We start from the raw sequence: 16,687 nt of genomic DNA on the forward strand, positions 1-16,687 counted from the left end.
GCTCTAATTACTAGACGGCGCTCGAAAGATATCTTGCCAAAGCAGTAAAACGCAATCTCTAGCAGTCACCAGATCTGGTTCATTGACCAATGGAATACGCGTTTTTTCTGCGCCATCTAAACGTAAACGGTGTTGACGAGCCCTGAGCAATCGATAGGCATCGCCAACATGTTGGGCAGTGTTAGCTTGAATCAAACCCATATCCCCTGCAATTCTTAAGAGAGTGATATTTCCTAAGTTGCCAATGAGATCCGGACATTGATGTGAATATGCTAATACCAAAAACTGAACAATAAATTCAATATCAACCATGCCTCCAGCATCGTGCTTGAGATCAAATTCACCTGTAGTATTGGGATGCCCTTCATGTACCTTGCGTCGCATATCCAAAATTTCAGTTCGCAATTCATCTAAATTGCGCTTCTGACTTAACACTTCTGAACGAACGACATCAAACGCATTACCAACTAAAGAATTGCCGGCAGCAAAGCGTGCCCGGGTTAATGCCTGATGCTCCCAGACCCAAGCCGCATTATCACCTTCACGCATTTGATATTTTTTAAACGCCTCTATATTGGTGACCAGAAAGCCAGCAGACCCATTAGGCCTTAAACGAGTGTCGATCTCAAATAAACTGCCCGTAGCTGTAAAGGTAGTCAACCAGTTAATCATGCGCTTAGCTAAAAGTGCATAAATTTCTTGTGCGTTGTAATCATTTTCTGGTGCTTGATATAAAAACACAAGATCAAGGTCGGAGGCATAGCCAAGCTCTTTGCCGCCTAACTTGCCATAAGCAATCACTGCAAATAGGGGGGACTCATTTAGCGGTAAATTAAATTTTTTCGCAACAGCAGGCCAAACCCGTTCAAAGGTAGCCTGCAATATCAAGTCTGCTAATGCGGATAGATGGTCGCTGACTTTTTCTACAGAAAGGGCCTGATCTACCCCAATTCCCAAATCGGCTAAGAGCGTAATAAAGGTTTCGGTGTGATGTGTCACACGCAAGATATCCATCGCTTGTTCGGAACCATCGCCCTCAGCCATCACATCATCTAAGCGCAGATTTAGATTTGCGCGCACTTCACCCCAATACTCCTCGGGTTGCTCAATCAGCATCTGCTCAGTACGAGAGTTCAGTAAATAATCTAATAAGTGAGGGTGCAAGGTCAAATATTGTGCACCCCACTGCGATGCTTTTAGCAGGGCCAGAATATTAATCAAAGCTTTTGGGTATTCTGCCAAAATAGACAGGTATGCACTGCGCCGAGCAATAGCCTCAAGGAAATCAAAAAAGCGCAATAGTATTTGATCAACAGCCAAGGCGGTATTGTCATCAGCGCTCAACATTTCTGCAGCATTGCGCATTAAATTATCAAAAATTAAGCGACTTTTCTCTGGCAATAGTTTTGCCTTAGGCCCCACATGCCAAGCTTGCCAGCGAAGCAAAGACTGCGGAAAAAGATTTGCATCTGGCTCCCAGACCCTATTTAAAGGAGCAAGATCAAGACGAGTCTCATCATCTAGTAAGAAGGCTTTCTCAAATAGACGTGCAACATCATTTTGATAACGTTCTAATTCAGCCAAAAAACTCGCCCCATCTGGAAAGCCCATGGTGATAGCTAAGCGCGTGCGCATACTTGCATCTTCAGGTAAGTAATGGGTTTGCTGATCATCCCAAACCTGAATCCGATGCTCAAGTCGACGAAGAAAAATATATGCGGAGCTAAGCGCCTCTACCTCATCAGTTGGCAATATTCCTCGACTTCTAATTAAGTCAAGCACCTTTAAGGTTGGACGCACTCTAAAGCGAGGGTCAGTGCCACCGCGCATGAGTTGGAACATTTGCGCAAGAAATTCTATCTCTCGAATACCGCCACGTCCCAGCTTAATGTCATGTGATCGACCTTGATAACCCATAGACCGCTTCTCTGCTTCATGCTGAATTTGTGCATGCAGTTCTCGAATCGAAGCAATGACGCCATAGTCCAAATGCCGTCTATATACAAACGGACGTATGAGCTGATCTAAGGCTTTTTCACAACGGGAATAATCCTGCGAGCCAGGCAGGGGAGTAATCAGTCTGCCTTTAATCCAAGCATAGCGCTCCCATTCCCTACCCTGAACTACTAAATACTCTTCCAACATATCAAGACTGCAAACCAGTGGACCCGAGTCTCCATTAGGTCGTAAGCGCATGTCTACGCGAAACACAAATCCATTGGCATCATGCTCAGATAAAAGCCTCATTAGACGCTTACCCATGCGATCGAACCATTCATGATTTGATAAGCTTTTGGGGCCACCCTGCGTTTCACCCTCATGCTCATACAAAAATATCAAATCAATATCAGAGGAAAGATTAAGCTCATAACCGCCTAACTTACCCATACCCACCACCATCAGCGGCATTTCAGAGTTGCTTGATTGACTCCACGGTAATCCAAAGCGGTCTTGTAAATCACGGCGAATAAATGTAATGCAATCTGCAATAGCGAATTGGGCGAAATGACTAAGGCTATGAGTCACCTCATCTAAGGTAGCCATGCCATGAAGGTCACGATAAGCTAACCACAGCATGAGTTGCTGACGAGCCAAACGCAAAGCAGCCATAAATTGCGCTTCATCATGGTGGGCACCAAGGTCAGCAATCTTGCAAGATTCGAGTAAGCCCTGTATGCCATGCAAATCAATTGCTTGGCAGCCATGGTCCCTGAGCCACTCGCGCCACTCTGGCTTAGCATGTAGCCAACGCCGGGCATAGTTGGAGTGCTGCTCTAAAAAGTCGATTTGCCTAGAAAAATCATCCATACCCCCATCTTAATGCCGACCAAAAGTCAGACCACAGAAGCTTGGCGGTCATATAGAGCCTGACGGATAATAGAGCCTATGCTGCAAAAGATCATTCCGCCTCGCCTCAAGAGCGTGTTAGCAAAACGTCCTCCAGGTTTTGGTGCTGGATGGCGTAATCGCGCACTGGTTCTGATCGGTATTGCATTAGCTCTTTTTGTGATTGGCCACCTTGGCGTTCGTTATGTTCTGTGGCCCCAAATTGAAAAATCCAAATCCTCAGTTGAAAAACTCATTAGCGCACGCGTTGGGGTCAATGTGTCTATTGATGATCTCAGGGTTTCTTGGACCGGAATACGGCCTGCCTTTGAAATGGATGGATTGCGCTTTAGCAATCCCGATCAAACAAAAGCATTGCTCAAGATAGAAAAAATTTATGGTCAACTGAGCTGGAAATCTTTTTACCACCTCGCGCCATATTTTCATGAGATCCATTTAGAAAATGCTGAAATTTATGTGCAACGGAATTCCAAGGGAATCATTACGATCGCCGGAATTCAGATTGATAGCGGCACGAGTGATTACTCGGCGGAGAATTGGCTATTTTCTCAAGACGCCATTGATGTTAGTAAGGTTAGTCTAAATTGGGATGACCAGCTCAATAAAAAACCACTGAGTACGGTTGAAGTTTTGAATTTATCTCTCACCAATGGCATACGAAGCCATCAAGGCTCAATTACTGCAACCACTCCATGGACCAAAGGCATTACTGAGGTCAAGGTTGATTTCGTACACCACATTGGTGGCCAAGCTGGGAATTGGCATGACTGGATTGGAACGGCAACCTGGAACCTAACAGACTTAGACCTAAACCAAATCTCCAAAGACTTTAAGCTGGGGCTAAATACCTTAGAAGGTTTATTAAGCTCCAATGGCAACTTAAAAATTGATAATGCGAAGCCTGATGGCGGAGAATTTTTTGTCGCAGTGGATAACCTTGTAGTGCAATCGTCAAAAAGTGAAGAAGCCATTGCACTTGGACGGCTTGAAGCGAATCTTCTTCAAGATACAGATGATGGCCTCATCGCAATATCGACTAAAACATTTGCCTGGCGCGAGATGGGTAGCCCAAAGTCTACGCCGCTTGAAAAACTCAGTCCAATGACATTTCGCTGGCGCCCGCCTGGCGCAGATGGAGAAATCAAAGAATTTGGATTCTCGTCTCCAAAGATTTCTGTTGAAGATGTTGCATTATTTGCATTAAATCTTCCGCTCTCCAAAAAAGTGCACCAATGGATTAAGACTTCACAGGCCGAAGGAGATCTTGAGAACTTAGATATTCATTGGTCAGAAAGTAAATCAGCGCTATCTGCGCTAAATATTCCTGGAGGTTGGTTCAAATCCAATAAATTGGATTTCACCATCAGCGCCCAGCTGATTAATCTGAGCTTTGTTGGCGTCAACAAATTAATACCCTCAGTATCCAATCTTTCTGGTTTTGTTACCAGCAACCAAAAGGAAGGTAGCTTTTCTCTAAACTCCAATGATCTTGGGCTGGAGATTTATGACCTACTGGAAGATCCAAAGATTCAATTGGATCGCGCAAACGGCCAAATCACTTGGGCCAAACAAAGGGGTCAATGGGTCATCAATACCAAGAAACTCTCTCTAAGTAACCCAGAAATTACCACTAACCTCAGCTTGAACTACATCATTGGCAATCCGAAGGAAGCTGACTTCATGGCTTTAGATATGGACTTTCAAAAAGCCAATCTCAAAACTGCCTATCGTTACCTGCCCGTTGGAATGGGTAAAGATGTGAGGGTATATTTAAGTAAAGCATTCGACTCGGGCGTTATTCAAAATGGCAGTCTGCACATTAAAGGCGACCCCAACCAAGTCCCATTTCCAGATAAACAACAGGGAGAATTCAGTCTAAACCTTCCTATATCAAACGCAGCCTTTAGTCCCGTTCCAACGCTTCCAAGTAGTCAAGGCACCTGGTCGACCTTTAGCAATGTCAATGGCAACATTGCAATGGCAAATTCTCATTTCACAGTAGACATTGCTAATGCAAATTACAAACAAGTTGCACTCAATACATTCCACGCAGAAATCCCTAACGTTAGCGCAAATCAATTAACACTTAGCGTAAATGGCAAAGCAAGTGGTGATGCGCCGCAGTTGCTTGAGTATTTTTATGCCTCGCCCGCTGGAAAAAAACAAAGCAAGCTTGAGCAAAATCTTCGCGTCAGTGGGCCGGTCAATATAAACCTCGGCCTTAAGGTTCCACTCTCTGGCTCTGCTGATACTAGTTTTGGTTTGAAACTCGACCTGCCTGGCAATAAAGCAGAATGGGCTGACATACCCCCTTTTGAAAATCTTAAAGGCACTATTCGCATTACTGAAGCCAACCCGGAGTTTGAGGATGTTTCTGCAAACTTCTTGGGCGGCTCTATCAAAATCACCAGTGCAGATCAGAGTAACCATAATCAACACTTCAAGATCGCTGGTGACATACAAGCAAATTTTGTAAAAGATTATTTTGCAAATAACCCTCGCTCAGCATTAAATCCAATATTGAATGCCATGAATGGTTCCATCAAATACGATGGGGCTATCAGCTTCAATAAATTTGGTAGCGAATCTAACCTACGTTTTGATCTGAAAAATTGGTCGCTAAATGCACCTGCACCCGCTAAAAAATTAGCAGGTTCGCCAATGAGTGCTGAACTCAATGTGAAGACTTTCACCAACGATAAGTCCAGCCCGAATCGTGCGAGCTGGTCCGGAAAAATTGGTGACCTCTATGCCATACAAGGCGTCATTAACCGTGATGATGAATTGCGCTATAGCCTCGGAGTGGGCGCGATGCCCACCCTACCGCAGCAAGGCTTTCACTTGAACCTAGCTAGCAATGAATTGAATCTCGATGCCTGGCAAGATTTCTTAGGCAATAAGAAGGTTGCTCGGGATCAAGGATCTGAGACAAATACGGGCAATGTTCAAATAACAGCCCAAGTTAAGAAACTCACTGCGATGGATCGCTATTGGCAGGATTTCAACATATCAGCTAGCAACAAAAAGAATATATGGGACTTACGACTCATATCACCCCAGATTTCTGGGCAGCTTCAATATCAAGAAGCTAGCAAGGCACATACCAGCGGCCTTGTATCTGGACGCCTAATAAAGCTAAAGCTTCCCGACCCCATCCCGGAGGTCGCCACTAAGACGAATACCATCGCCCAGAAATCACTTAACCCCGAATCAATCCCGAGCTTAGATCTCACGATTGAAGATTTTTCTTGGTCAAGAGCTCAGCTCGGTCAGCTGAAGATTAAGACAAATACAAATGACAACGTATTAAAAATGGATTCAATCCAAGCCAATAACCCGCAGGGAGTCACATCAATTAACGGCCAGTGGCGTGGAAACTCAAAAAATGCTGTGGATCACACCACCCTCAACATCAATATGGATGTGAAAGATGCCGGCCAAATTATTGCTCACTGGTCTACTCAAAAATCCATCGAAGGTGGTCAAGGCAATGTCACCGCCAATGTGGAATGGGATGGTTCTCCTTATAACCCCAAATATGAAACACTCACAGGCAAGGCGAGCTTGAATCTTGAAAAAGGTCGACTGCTTGAGGTCAATACCAGTGGCGCCAAAATTCTGGATGTTCTAAGCCTACAAAGTTTATTTAGATTCGCAACGCTAGATCTCAAAGGCAGTCTTGGCAACATTGTTACTAAGGGAACGCCCTTCAACTCTATTACCAGTAATTTTGATATTGGCAATGGCATTGCGCAAACCCAGCAATTTAATATGAATTTAGATCAAGCGCGTGTTGCCATGAGCGGTCAAATTAATATTCCAAAACAAACCCAAGACTTACGCATCACCATCTTCCCAACCATTGATGCCACTGCTGGATCTCTAGCTGCTTTTGCCATCAACCCCATTGTCGGCTTAGGGGCCTTAGTTGGGCAGTACTTGCTCACCAGTCAAATCAATCGCAGCTTACAGTCAGATTACTTGGTACAAGGATCTTGGGAAGATCCCGAAGTGATTCCTTTGAACCAACAAGGCCAACCTATTGACTCGAAGACCTTCGATAGCATTCGCAGCAAAGAGTTGCTCAAAGAACAAAGTAAACCTAACTCAAGCAATACGCCAAGCACAAGCAATCCAAATACTTCTGGAAACATCCCTAAAGCGACTAACTAGATTCCGATGAGCACACTAACAAATACAACTGAACTACAAATCGCTTCTGTACAAATGGTCTCTACTCCTGATCTACAGGAAAACCTAAATACCGCAGGTAGACTTATTCGTGCAGCCACACGCGCTGGAGCCAAGCTTGTAGTGTTACCGGAATACTTTTGCTTAATGGGCCTGAAAGATACTGACAAAGTGCGGGCTCGGGAGAGTCTTGGTCACGGCCCAATTCAAGAGCAACTAGCGAGTTTTGCTAAAGAAAATCAAATATTTTTAGTAGCAGGAACGATTCCACTAGAAGCAAAAGATCTTGGCAAAGTACTAAATACCATGCTGACTTTTAATCCGACTGGACAGCGAATTGGACGTTACGACAAAATTCATCTTTTCGGCTATCAAACTCAGACCGAGCGTTACCAAGAATCTGAAACGATTGAGGCGGGTAATTCGCCGGGGGTCCTCACAATTTCTCACAACAATCATGACTGGACTTTTGGGCTGAGCATCTGCTATGACTTGAGATTTCCAGAACTTTACCGAGCAATGGGTGCCGTAGATTGCCACATCATTCCTGCTGCCTTTACATACACAACCGGCAAAGCACATTGGGAAATTCTTTTACGTGCTCGCGCTATCGAAAATCAAAGCTACGTCTTGGCCTCAGCACAAGGTGGAACGCACCTGAATCAAAGGCGCACTTGGGGGCATAGCATGCTAGTTGACCCATGGGGTAGTGTATTGGCTGACCTACCTGAAGGAGAGGGCTTTATTTCTGGTACTTTATGCAAAGAAAAATTAAACGAGGTACGCTCTCAGTTACCAGCACTTGCACATCGCAAGCTTTAAGGAAAGATCTGCCGAATCACATGAACGCACCAGAAGCACTATTTCCAGCAAATTGGACAAAAGCCAAAAAGCAGGCAGACCTCATTAAATTAGCCAAATCTATTTTGTTAGAACCGACCGGCCTAACAGAGCAAGATCTTCATCGTACATTTGGGAATATGTTTTCTCATCGTTTGGATGATGCAGACCTCTATTTTCAACATACACGTAGTGAAAGCTGGAGTCTTGAAGAAGGCATCGTTAAATCTGGTAGCTTCAATATTGATCAAGGTGTTGGTGTTCGCGCCATCTACGGCGATAAAACTGCTTTTGCCTATTCGGATGAAATTAACCTAGACGCTTTGAGTAAAGCTGCTAAAGCCACGCGCGTCATTGGTCCTGAAGGCGGCAAACAGGCTGTGGCAAGCAAATTATTTAATCCTGTTTCAAACAAACTTTATTCCGATCTCAACCCCTTAGAATCATTACAACCCAAAGAAAAAATTGCCTTACTGGAAAGCATCGAACGTCGCGCAAAAGCCCGTGATCCACGCATCATTCAGGTAATGGCAAGTTTGGCCGGTGAGTTTGACGTTGTTCTTGTGGCTAGAGCAGATGGATTACTAGCAGCAGATATTCGACCACTGGTTCGAGTGTCTGTGCATGTGATTGCAGAACAAAACGGTCGTCGCGAATCTGGCTCCTCGGGTGGCGGCGCACGCCATGACTATCGTTACTTTGATACTGAATTGATTAATCGCTACGTTGATGAAGCCGTTGATGGCGCGCTCGTTAATCTTGAATCACGCCCTGCACCTGCAGGTCCAATGACGGTAGTGATGGGTCCTGGTTGGCCAGGAGTCCTCTTACATGAAGCTGTGGGCCATGGCCTAGAGGGTGACTTCAATCGCAAAGGTTCTTCTGCCTTTGCTGGATGCATCGGCCAACGTGTTGCTGCCAAAGGGGTTACCGTAGTTGATGATGGAACATTATCTGGACGCAGGGGCTCACTCAACATTGATGACGAAGGCACCCCGACTCAATGCACTACCCTCATTGAAGATGGGATCCTGAAGGGCTATATTCAAGACAGCTTGAATGCTCGACTCATGAATATGCCTCTTACTGGCAATGGTCGCCGCGAAAGTTTTGCATCTCTGCCAATGCCACGCATGACCAATACTTATATGCTGGCTGGCAAGGATGACCCTCAAGAAATTGTAGCGAGTATCAAACGAGGTCTCTATGCAGTCAACTTTGGCGGCGGTCAAGTGGACATCACTAGCGGAAAATTTGTATTCTCCGCTTCAGAAGCTTACTGGGTTGAAAACGGAAAAATCCAATATCCCGTCAAAGGCGCCACCATCATCGGCAGTGGCCCTGAGTCCCTAAAACAGGTTTCCATGATTGGCAATGACCTCAAATTAGATGGCGGGGTCGGGGTTTGTGGCAAAGAAGGTCAAAGCGTACCGGTCGGGGTTGGACAGCCCACTTTAAGGATCGACAGCCTCACTGTTGGCGGCACCGCCTGAAATTGGCAAATTACGGCTTAAAATAACCGTATGAGCCAACAAAATACGAATCCCGCTAATTGGTACTCCGCCGTTGATAAAACGTCGGATACCGACGATCAACGCATTGACAACATCTCCGTTCTGCCGCCGCCAGAACATTTAATTCGCTTCTTTCCGATTTCTGGAACTCCAACGGAAGCGTTGATCAGCAAAACCCGTAAAAAAATCCGCGACATTATTCACGGCAAAGATGATCGTTTGCTTGTCATTATTGGACCATGCTCGATTCATGATCCAAGAGCAGCATTGGAATATTGTCAAAGACTCTTAGCCGAGCGTGATCGCTTTGCTGGTGAATTAGAGATTGTGATGCGTGTGTATTTCGAAAAACCACGCACTACAGTTGGCTGGAAAGGTTTGATTAATGACCCTTACCTCGACGAGTCTTATCGTATCGAAGAAGGTTTGCGTCTTGCTCGCCAAGTCTTAATGGAAATTAACCGCCTCGGCATGCCAGCGGGCAGCGAATTCTTAGATGTCATTTCTCCGCAATACATTGCCGACCTGATTTCTTGGGGTGCAATTGGCGCACGCACAACCGAAAGCCAAGTACACCGTGAACTTGCTTCAGGTTTATCTGCGCCAATCGGATTTAAGAATGGCACTGATGGCAATATCAAAATTGCTACCGATGCAATTCAAGCAGCAGGGCGTCCTCACCACTTTTTATCCGTTCATAAAAACGGCCAAGTATCTGTTGTGGAAACTAAAGGCAATAAGGATTGTCACGTTATTTTGCGCGGAGGCAAAGAGCCTAACTATGAGGCCAAATTTGTCGAGGCTGCATGCTCAGAGCTAGAAGCTGGCAAGCTTCGCGGCAGTTTGATGGTTGATCTCTCACACGCCAATTCAAGCAAAAAACATGAACGTCAAATCGTTGTAGCCGATGACATTGCTAAGCAAATTGAATCTGGTTCACATCAAATTTTTGGCGTTATGGTGGAAAGTCACCTCAATGATGGTGCTCAGAAATTTACACCTGGAAAAGATGATCCTAGCAAGCTTGAGTACGGCAAGAGCATTACTGATGCTTGCATTAATTGGGATGATTCAGTTAAGGTGCTTGAGCGTCTTGCAAATGCAGTCAAAAAACGGAGAAGCAAGAAGAAGTAATGTATTGTTAATCGAGTAACTACTAAAAAGAGGCTAATTTATTTAGTCTCTTTTTTTTCGTGCTTCCACAACACATCTGTTTCACCCGCTGCACGATTCAGAATGCGCGCAATAACAAACAGTAAGTCGGACAAACGATTGACGTATTGACGCGGTGAATCATACAAAGGCTCTTCCCAGCCTAAGCGCACAATCGAACGCTCTGCTCTTCTGCAAACGGTGCGACAAACGTGTGCTTGAGCAGCAGCACGCGTACCACCTGGCAAAATAAATTCAGTTAGCGGAGGAAGTTGCTTGTTGTACTTCTCCAACCAAACATCCAATTGAGCTACATGATCTGGATTGAGCAATTTGTAATTCGGAATGCAGAGCTCACCACCCAAATCAAATAAATCGTGCTGGATCTGCAAAAAGAGGGTTTTTAACTCGTTAGCAATACTTTCTGGGATCGCTTCAGTCATCAAAGCACCGATTTCTGAGTTGAGCTCATCGACATCACCCATGGCACAAATACGCAAATGATCCTTCTCAACGCGACTTCCGTCTCCAAGGCCAGTCATGCCAGCATCACCAGTTCTGGTGGCGATTTTTGATAGTCGATTTCCCATGAGCTTAATTATAGGTAAATGGCTAAAATGATTGTCATGAATATGGTGACCCCGCCCCCCGATCTGGCCGCTATTAGCGCCCTTCAGTCCAAACTGGTTAAGGCCTTACGCCCAATCCTCCCGGAATATGCACTGCTTTGGGAGCCTGAAGACACGATTCCTTATGAATGTGATGGTTTGGCAGCCTATCGTCGCATACCATTGGCTGTTGCCCTGCCTGAAACGGAAGAGCAAGTAGCTCAAATCCTCAAGATTTGTTTTGAGATGCAAATTCCAGTAGTACCTCGCGGATCCGGAACGGGCCTTTCAGGTGGTGCCATGCCGATTTCTCAAGGTCTTGTACTTTCATTGGCTAAGTTAAAAAAGATTTTGAGCGTCGATCCATTTACTCGTACCGCAGTAGTTCAGCCAGGTGTGCGTAATTTGGCCATCTCTGAAGCTGTTGGACATTTAGGTTTGTATTACGCACCAGATCCTTCATCTCAGATTGCCTGCTCTATTGGTGGCAATGTGAATGAAAACTCTGGGGGCGTGCATTGCTTGAAGTATGGTTTGACTCTACATAACGTCTTGCGTGTTCGTGGCGTCTTGATGAATGGTGAGATTGTCGAGTTTGGCAGTCTCGCCCCAGATTCGCCGGGATTAGATTTGCTGGCCATCATAATGGGTAGTGAAGGTATGCTTGCCGTGGTTACTGAAGTGACCGTGAAGTTAGTTGCTAAACCCAAGTTGGCACGCGTCATCATGGCTAGCTTTGACGATATTGAAAAAGGTGGCAACGCAGTAGCCGCGATTATTGCTGCCGGCATTATTCCCGCTGGACTTGAGATGATGGACAAAGCAACTACTCGCGCAGTAGAAGAATTTGTTCATGCAGGCTATGACCTAGATGCTGCGGCAATTTTGCTTTGCGAATCTGATGGTACGCCTGAAGAAGTTGCTGAAGAAATTGAACGTATGACTAAGGTTTTAGAGCAAGCTGGCGCTACTGGCATTCAGATCTCAAAAGATGAAGCTGAGCGTTTGAAGTTTTGGAGTGGACGAAAGAACGCCTTTCCTGCTGCAGGTCGTTTAGCCGCTGATTACTACTGCATGGATGGCACGATTCCACGCCGTCATATTGCAACCTTACTCAAGCGTATTCAGGGCATGGAAGTGAAATACGGTCTTGGCTGCTTAAACGTTTTCCATGCTGGTGATGGCAATATGCATCCCCTTATTTTATTCAACGGCGCCGATCAAGATGAATGGCACCGTGCAGAAGAATTTGGAACAGAAATTCTGGAAGCTTGTGTTGAGTTGGGTGGAACCATTACTGGTGAACACGGTGTTGGTATTGAAAAGATTAATTCGATGTGCGTTCAATTTGGCGAAGGTGAGCGTGAATCTTTTTGGGGTGTCAAAGCGGCATTTGATCCTGAAAAACTACTCAACCCAGATAAAGCAATTCCAACTTTGAATCGTTGCGCTGAATACGGTCGCATGCGTATTAGTGGTGGTAACCTGCCCCACCCAGAATTGGAGCGTTTTTGATGACAGCTGCTAATTCAACCATCGATGTCTTTCGCGAGCAGATTCTTCACGCTGCCAAAAATAAAACCAAGCTTTCTATTACAGGTGGCGGCACGAAGTCTTGGTATGGTAATCCGAATCAATTCACTAAATTAGATGCTCGTACATATTCAGGTATCTTGGAATATCAACCTGAAGAGTTGGTAATTACTGCCTGCGCTGGTACACCACTAAAAGAAATTGAAGCCACCCTCAAAGAAAAAAATCAGGTACTTGCATTTGAACCCCCGCACTTTGGTGAACATGCTACGTTTGGTGGTGCGATTGCCGCTGGATTAGCCGGTCCGGGTCGTATTAGTGTTGGCAATTTCCGTGACTTTGTTTTGGGTGCACGTATTTTGGATGGTAAGGGTCAGGATTTGTCATTTGGCGGTAAAGTCATGAAGAACGTAGCAGGCTATGACGTTTCTCGTTTACTGCCGGGCTCTTTGGGTACGCTTTCTCTATTGCTTGAAGCATCTGTGAAGGTTTTACCAAAGCCTGCGGCAACTGCCACATTGCGTTGCCATATCTCCCAAGAAAAAGCATTGAAGATTCTCAATGAATGGGCTGGCCAACCGCTACCATTATCGGCAAGCTGTTGGATTGGCAAAGAAAAAGGTGGTGATGGTGAGCTCACGATTCGCCTAGCAGGCGCCATAGCTGCGGTGAAGGCCGCGATTCCTTTAATGAGCTCTTTAGTTCTTGCCAAGGAAATGGATCCTGAGGCAGCTGAAATTTTTTGGCAGGATTTGCGTGAGCAAAAACTTTCTTCTTTTACCAATCTTGGCGCCGATCAAACACTGTATCGTTTAGCGCTCCCCGCTGCCTGCGGTCCGCTCGCCGTTTTAGACTCAATCGATGATCTGGTTTTCGAGTGGCATGGTCAGCAACGCTGGATCAAGGCTGCTGGTGATGAAGCTACTTTTGCTGCAATCAAAAAAATTGCTAGTAGTCATGGTGGTCATGCAACCCGCTTTAAGCAAGGCACTAATGTAGATCCATTGTTTGAGCGCTTCACTTTACTTAGTGAACAAGCCCACTCTTCAGCGCTTGAAGCAGTTCAAGCACGTCTAAGATCTGCCTTTGATCCAGCCGGCGTATTTGCCACTAAACGTCTTCCATAAGTATTCCTATGCAAACTCAACTCGCCCCTCAATTTGCCAATACGCCAGAAGGCATAGAGGCTGCCCGCATTCTGGGTAAATGCGTTCACTGTGGTTTTTGTACTGCGACCTGCCCAACCTATCAAATCTTGGGTGACGAACTCGATGGCCCTCGCGGTCGCATCTACCTCATTAAACAAATCGCCGAAGGTCAAGCGCCAACTGAAAAGACCCGCTTACATTTAGATCGCTGCTTGACTTGCCGCAATTGCGAAAGCACCTGCCCTAGCGGTGTGCAATATGGCAACTTAATTGATATTGGCCGTAAATGGGCTGAAGAAAACACGCCTGATCGTCCACTAGGTCAACGCATGACTCGCTGGGCTCTTAAAGAAGGCTTAACTAAGCCAGCATTATTTAATTCAGCGATGGCATTGGGTCGCTTAGTGCGCCCATTGATGCCAAGCGGTATCAAACGCAAGATTCCGCTTACTAAAAATAAAGCTTTGGATCGAGCAACAAATCCTTATGCTAGACCGAGTACACAACATCATCGCAAGATGCTTGTTCTGGAAGGTTGTGTTCAGCCAGGCATGCTACCTAATATCAATTCAGCAACTGCCCGTGTTTTAGATGCTCTCAGAATTCAACTCATCAGCGCACCCAATGCAACTTGCTGTGGTGCATTACGCTATCACCTGAACGATCAGACGGGTGGCCTTGATAACGCCAAGCAAAATATTGATGCTTGGTGGCCATTTATTGAGCAAGGCGTTGAAGCAATTGTGATGACTGCATCTGGATGCGGTGTCATGGTCAAAGACTATGGCCATCTCTTTGCAAATGATTCTACATATGCAGCTAAAGCCAAGAAAATTTCTGAGTTAACTAAAGATATCGCGGAGATTTTGCCCGCACTTCAAAATGAGCTGGTACAACTTATTGGCTCTGACCAAAAGCCGGGCGTGGTGTATCACCCACCCTGCACTTTGCAGCATGGCCAACAAATACGCGGCAAGGTTGAGGGCTTGTTATCCGGCTTAAGCATTGGTGTGCGTCTATGTAATGACAGTCACCTCTGCTGCGGCTCTGCTGGCACATACTCCGTGACCCAACCAGAGCTTTCGGAGAAATTGCGCAAGAATAAGCTTGCCCATTTAAATGCGGCCTGCGAAGAGTCAGGAGCTAATGTGATTGTTTCTGGAAATATTGGGTGCATTACCCACCTCCAACAGGATGACACACCAGTGCTTCATTGGATTGAAATCGTAGATCAACTGATTAGTAAACAAGCTAAGGCTTAATGAACTCGATTGTTGTCAATCTCATTCAGGTTAGAAATCGCATAGAGTTAGCCGCCCTAGCTTCAAAGCGCGAGCCCGAAGGTATTGAACTCTTAGCCGTTAGCAAAACTTTTCCAGCATCCGCTGTAGAAGAGGCAATGCACGCCGGACAATCAGCGTTTGGCGAAAACTACGTACAAGAAGGTGTTGATAAGATTGTGCAGCTAGAAAAGTTGCGCCCATGGCTGGTGTGGCACTTTATTGGCCCCCTTCAAAGCAATAAAACCAGAGAGGTTGCCCAGCATTTTGATTGGGTGCATAGCGTAGATCGACTCAAAATTGCTGAGCGATTGTCTACTCAGAGAGGCGAGTTTCCTCATTTGGCAGAACTACAAGTCTGCGTCCAAGTTAACGTGAGTGAAGAAGATAGTAAAAGCGGGGTTGCACTTACAGAAGCAGAAGCTCTTTGCGATGCGATCAGCAAGCTACCCAACATAGCCCTCAGAGGCTTAATGGCCATCCCAGCCCCCAATCCAGACCCTAAGATTCAGAGGGAAGCATTTTCTGCCGTACGCGACTGCTTTCAACGAATTCAGTCCAGCCATTTGGTAGACCCCGGATACCAATTCTTTGACACCTTATCGATGGGTATGTCCGATGATTTAGAGGCTGCTATTGCTGAAGGAAGCACCATGGTTCGTATTGGAACTGCTATTTTTGGGAAGCGCGATAAGATTACTAAATGAGCCAACAAAAAAACATGTCAAACAATAGCAATGCACACATTACCTTTATTGGCGGTGGCAATATGGGTCGCGCTTTAATTAGTGGGCTGATTGCAAATGGACTTGAGCCCAATCAAATCTCCGTTGTTGAAGCAAATGCAATGACTGCCCTAAAACTGTATGAAGATTTTGGTGTTCAAGGTATTGGCGCTCTAGAACAAATTGCATTTGATTTTTCAAAAAATAATGTGGTAGTCATGGCTGTTAAGCCGCAAGACTTTAATGTCGTTGCCAGAGGACTATCTTCCAAGCTCAAACATGCAAGCGCACCCGGTCCACTTATTCTGAGCATCGCAGCCGGTATCCGACTCAAAGATATGAGTCGCTGGCTAGACCACACACGCTGTGTACGCGCCATGCCAAATACTCCGGCGCTCATTGGTAAGGGGATTACAGGTTTATTTGCTGATGCCGCAGTCAATACATCTGATCGCGCTCTAGCGGAGACAATTTGTAACGCTGCTGGTGAAGTAGTTTGGGTTGCTGAAGAAAAATTGATGGATGCTGTCACAGCAGTCTCTGGCAGTGGCCCCGCTTATGTCTTTGCTTTCTTAGAAGCCATGCAATCTGCAGGTGAAAAGTTGGGTCTGGATGCGCAGACTGCTCGCAAATTAGCTTACGCTACCCTGGAAGGCGCTACTCAGCTAGCCCATAATTCGGATGAGCATGCTGGCGTCTTGCGTGAGCGTGTAACCTCTAAAGGCGGCACAACCGCTGCAGCGCTCGAGGTAATGAAACAGCATAGCTGGCATGAGATTCTTGAAAAAGCGATTGATGCCGCAAGTCAGCGCGGCAAAATTATGGGCGATGAGTTAGGTAAAAACTAGC

At 45.7% G+C, this 16,687-nt stretch carries 11 protein-coding genes; 9 read left to right on the forward strand and 2 right to left on the reverse strand.

What is annotated here, in order from left to right; genetic code table 11:
* Positions 1-3: 3 nt before the first annotated feature.
* Positions 4-2,808 (reverse strand): bifunctional [glutamate--ammonia ligase]-adenylyl-L-tyrosine phosphorylase/[glutamate--ammonia-ligase] adenylyltransferase, encoded by a 2,805-nt coding sequence (glnE, locus tag A8O14_RS09855; protein ID WP_068949349.1) that lies wholly within the window; start codon positions 2,806-2,808, stop codon positions 4-6.
* 78 nt (positions 2,809-2,886) lie between these two features.
* Between glnE and A8O14_RS09860 the strand changes: the two genes are divergently transcribed.
* Genes A8O14_RS09860 through A8O14_RS09875 form a run of 4 tightly spaced genes read left to right on the forward strand, consistent with a single transcriptional unit; the run spans position 2,887 to position 10,526 of the window.
* Entirely contained in the window at positions 2,887-7,020 is a 4,134-nt protein-coding gene (locus A8O14_RS09860) for a YhdP family protein (RefSeq protein WP_082913168.1), read from the forward strand.
* Positions 7,021-7,026: 6 nt separating this feature from the next.
* Positions 7,027-7,860 (forward strand): carbon-nitrogen hydrolase family protein, encoded by an 834-nt coding sequence (locus A8O14_RS09865; RefSeq protein ID WP_068949350.1) that lies wholly within the window; start codon positions 7,027-7,029, stop codon positions 7,858-7,860.
* A gap of 20 nt (positions 7,861-7,880) precedes the next feature.
* Positions 7,881-9,371 carry a metalloprotease TldD gene (tldD, locus tag A8O14_RS09870; protein ID WP_082913169.1) on the forward strand — a complete coding sequence of 497 codons (1,491 nt, stop codon included), beginning with the start codon at positions 7,881-7,883 and terminating at the stop codon, positions 9,369-9,371.
* A gap of 30 nt (positions 9,372-9,401) precedes the next feature.
* Positions 9,402-10,526, forward strand: a complete 1,125-nt coding sequence (locus A8O14_RS09875) for a 3-deoxy-7-phosphoheptulonate synthase (RefSeq protein ID WP_068949351.1) — start codon at positions 9,402-9,404, stop codon at positions 10,524-10,526.
* A gap of 38 nt (positions 10,527-10,564) precedes the next feature.
* Here the strand turns inward: A8O14_RS09875 and A8O14_RS09880 are convergent, their stop codons facing one another.
* Entirely contained in the window at positions 10,565-11,134 is a 570-nt protein-coding gene (locus A8O14_RS09880) for a cob(I)yrinic acid a,c-diamide adenosyltransferase (protein WP_068949352.1), read from the reverse strand.
* 27 nt (positions 11,135-11,161) lie between these two features.
* On the opposite strand from A8O14_RS09880, the gene A8O14_RS09885 reads away from it, so the two are divergent.
* Genes A8O14_RS09885 through proC form a run of 5 tightly spaced genes read left to right on the forward strand, consistent with a single transcriptional unit; the run spans position 11,162 to position 16,686 of the window.
* Complete coding sequence (locus A8O14_RS09885; protein ID WP_191904692.1) at positions 11,162-12,667, forward strand: FAD-linked oxidase C-terminal domain-containing protein; 1,506 nt, start codon at positions 11,162-11,164, stop codon at positions 12,665-12,667.
* Positions 12,667-13,812: a glycolate oxidase subunit GlcE gene (gene glcE / locus A8O14_RS09890; protein WP_068949353.1), complete on the forward strand. Its 1,146-nt coding sequence runs from the start codon at positions 12,667-12,669 to the stop codon at positions 13,810-13,812. The genes A8O14_RS09885 and glcE overlap by 1 nt, the downstream gene beginning before the upstream one ends.
* Before the next feature lie 8 nt (positions 13,813-13,820).
* Positions 13,821-15,095, forward strand: a complete 1,275-nt coding sequence (glcF, locus tag A8O14_RS09895) for a glycolate oxidase subunit GlcF (RefSeq protein WP_068949354.1) — start codon at positions 13,821-13,823, stop codon at positions 15,093-15,095.
* A complete protein-coding gene (locus tag A8O14_RS09900) occupies positions 15,095-15,820 on the forward strand; it encodes a YggS family pyridoxal phosphate-dependent enzyme (RefSeq protein ID WP_068949355.1) in 726 nt (241 codons plus the stop codon). The genes glcF and A8O14_RS09900 overlap by 1 nt, the downstream gene beginning before the upstream one ends.
* A complete protein-coding gene (gene proC, locus A8O14_RS09905; RefSeq protein WP_068949356.1) occupies positions 15,817-16,686 on the forward strand; it encodes a pyrroline-5-carboxylate reductase in 870 nt (289 codons plus the stop codon). The genes A8O14_RS09900 and proC overlap by 4 nt, the downstream gene beginning before the upstream one ends.
* Position 16,687: the final 1 nt, after the last annotated feature.

This window comes from Polynucleobacter wuianus, from assembly GCF_001659725.1.
Lineage (GTDB): Bacteria > Pseudomonadota > Gammaproteobacteria > Burkholderiales > Burkholderiaceae > Polynucleobacter > Polynucleobacter wuianus.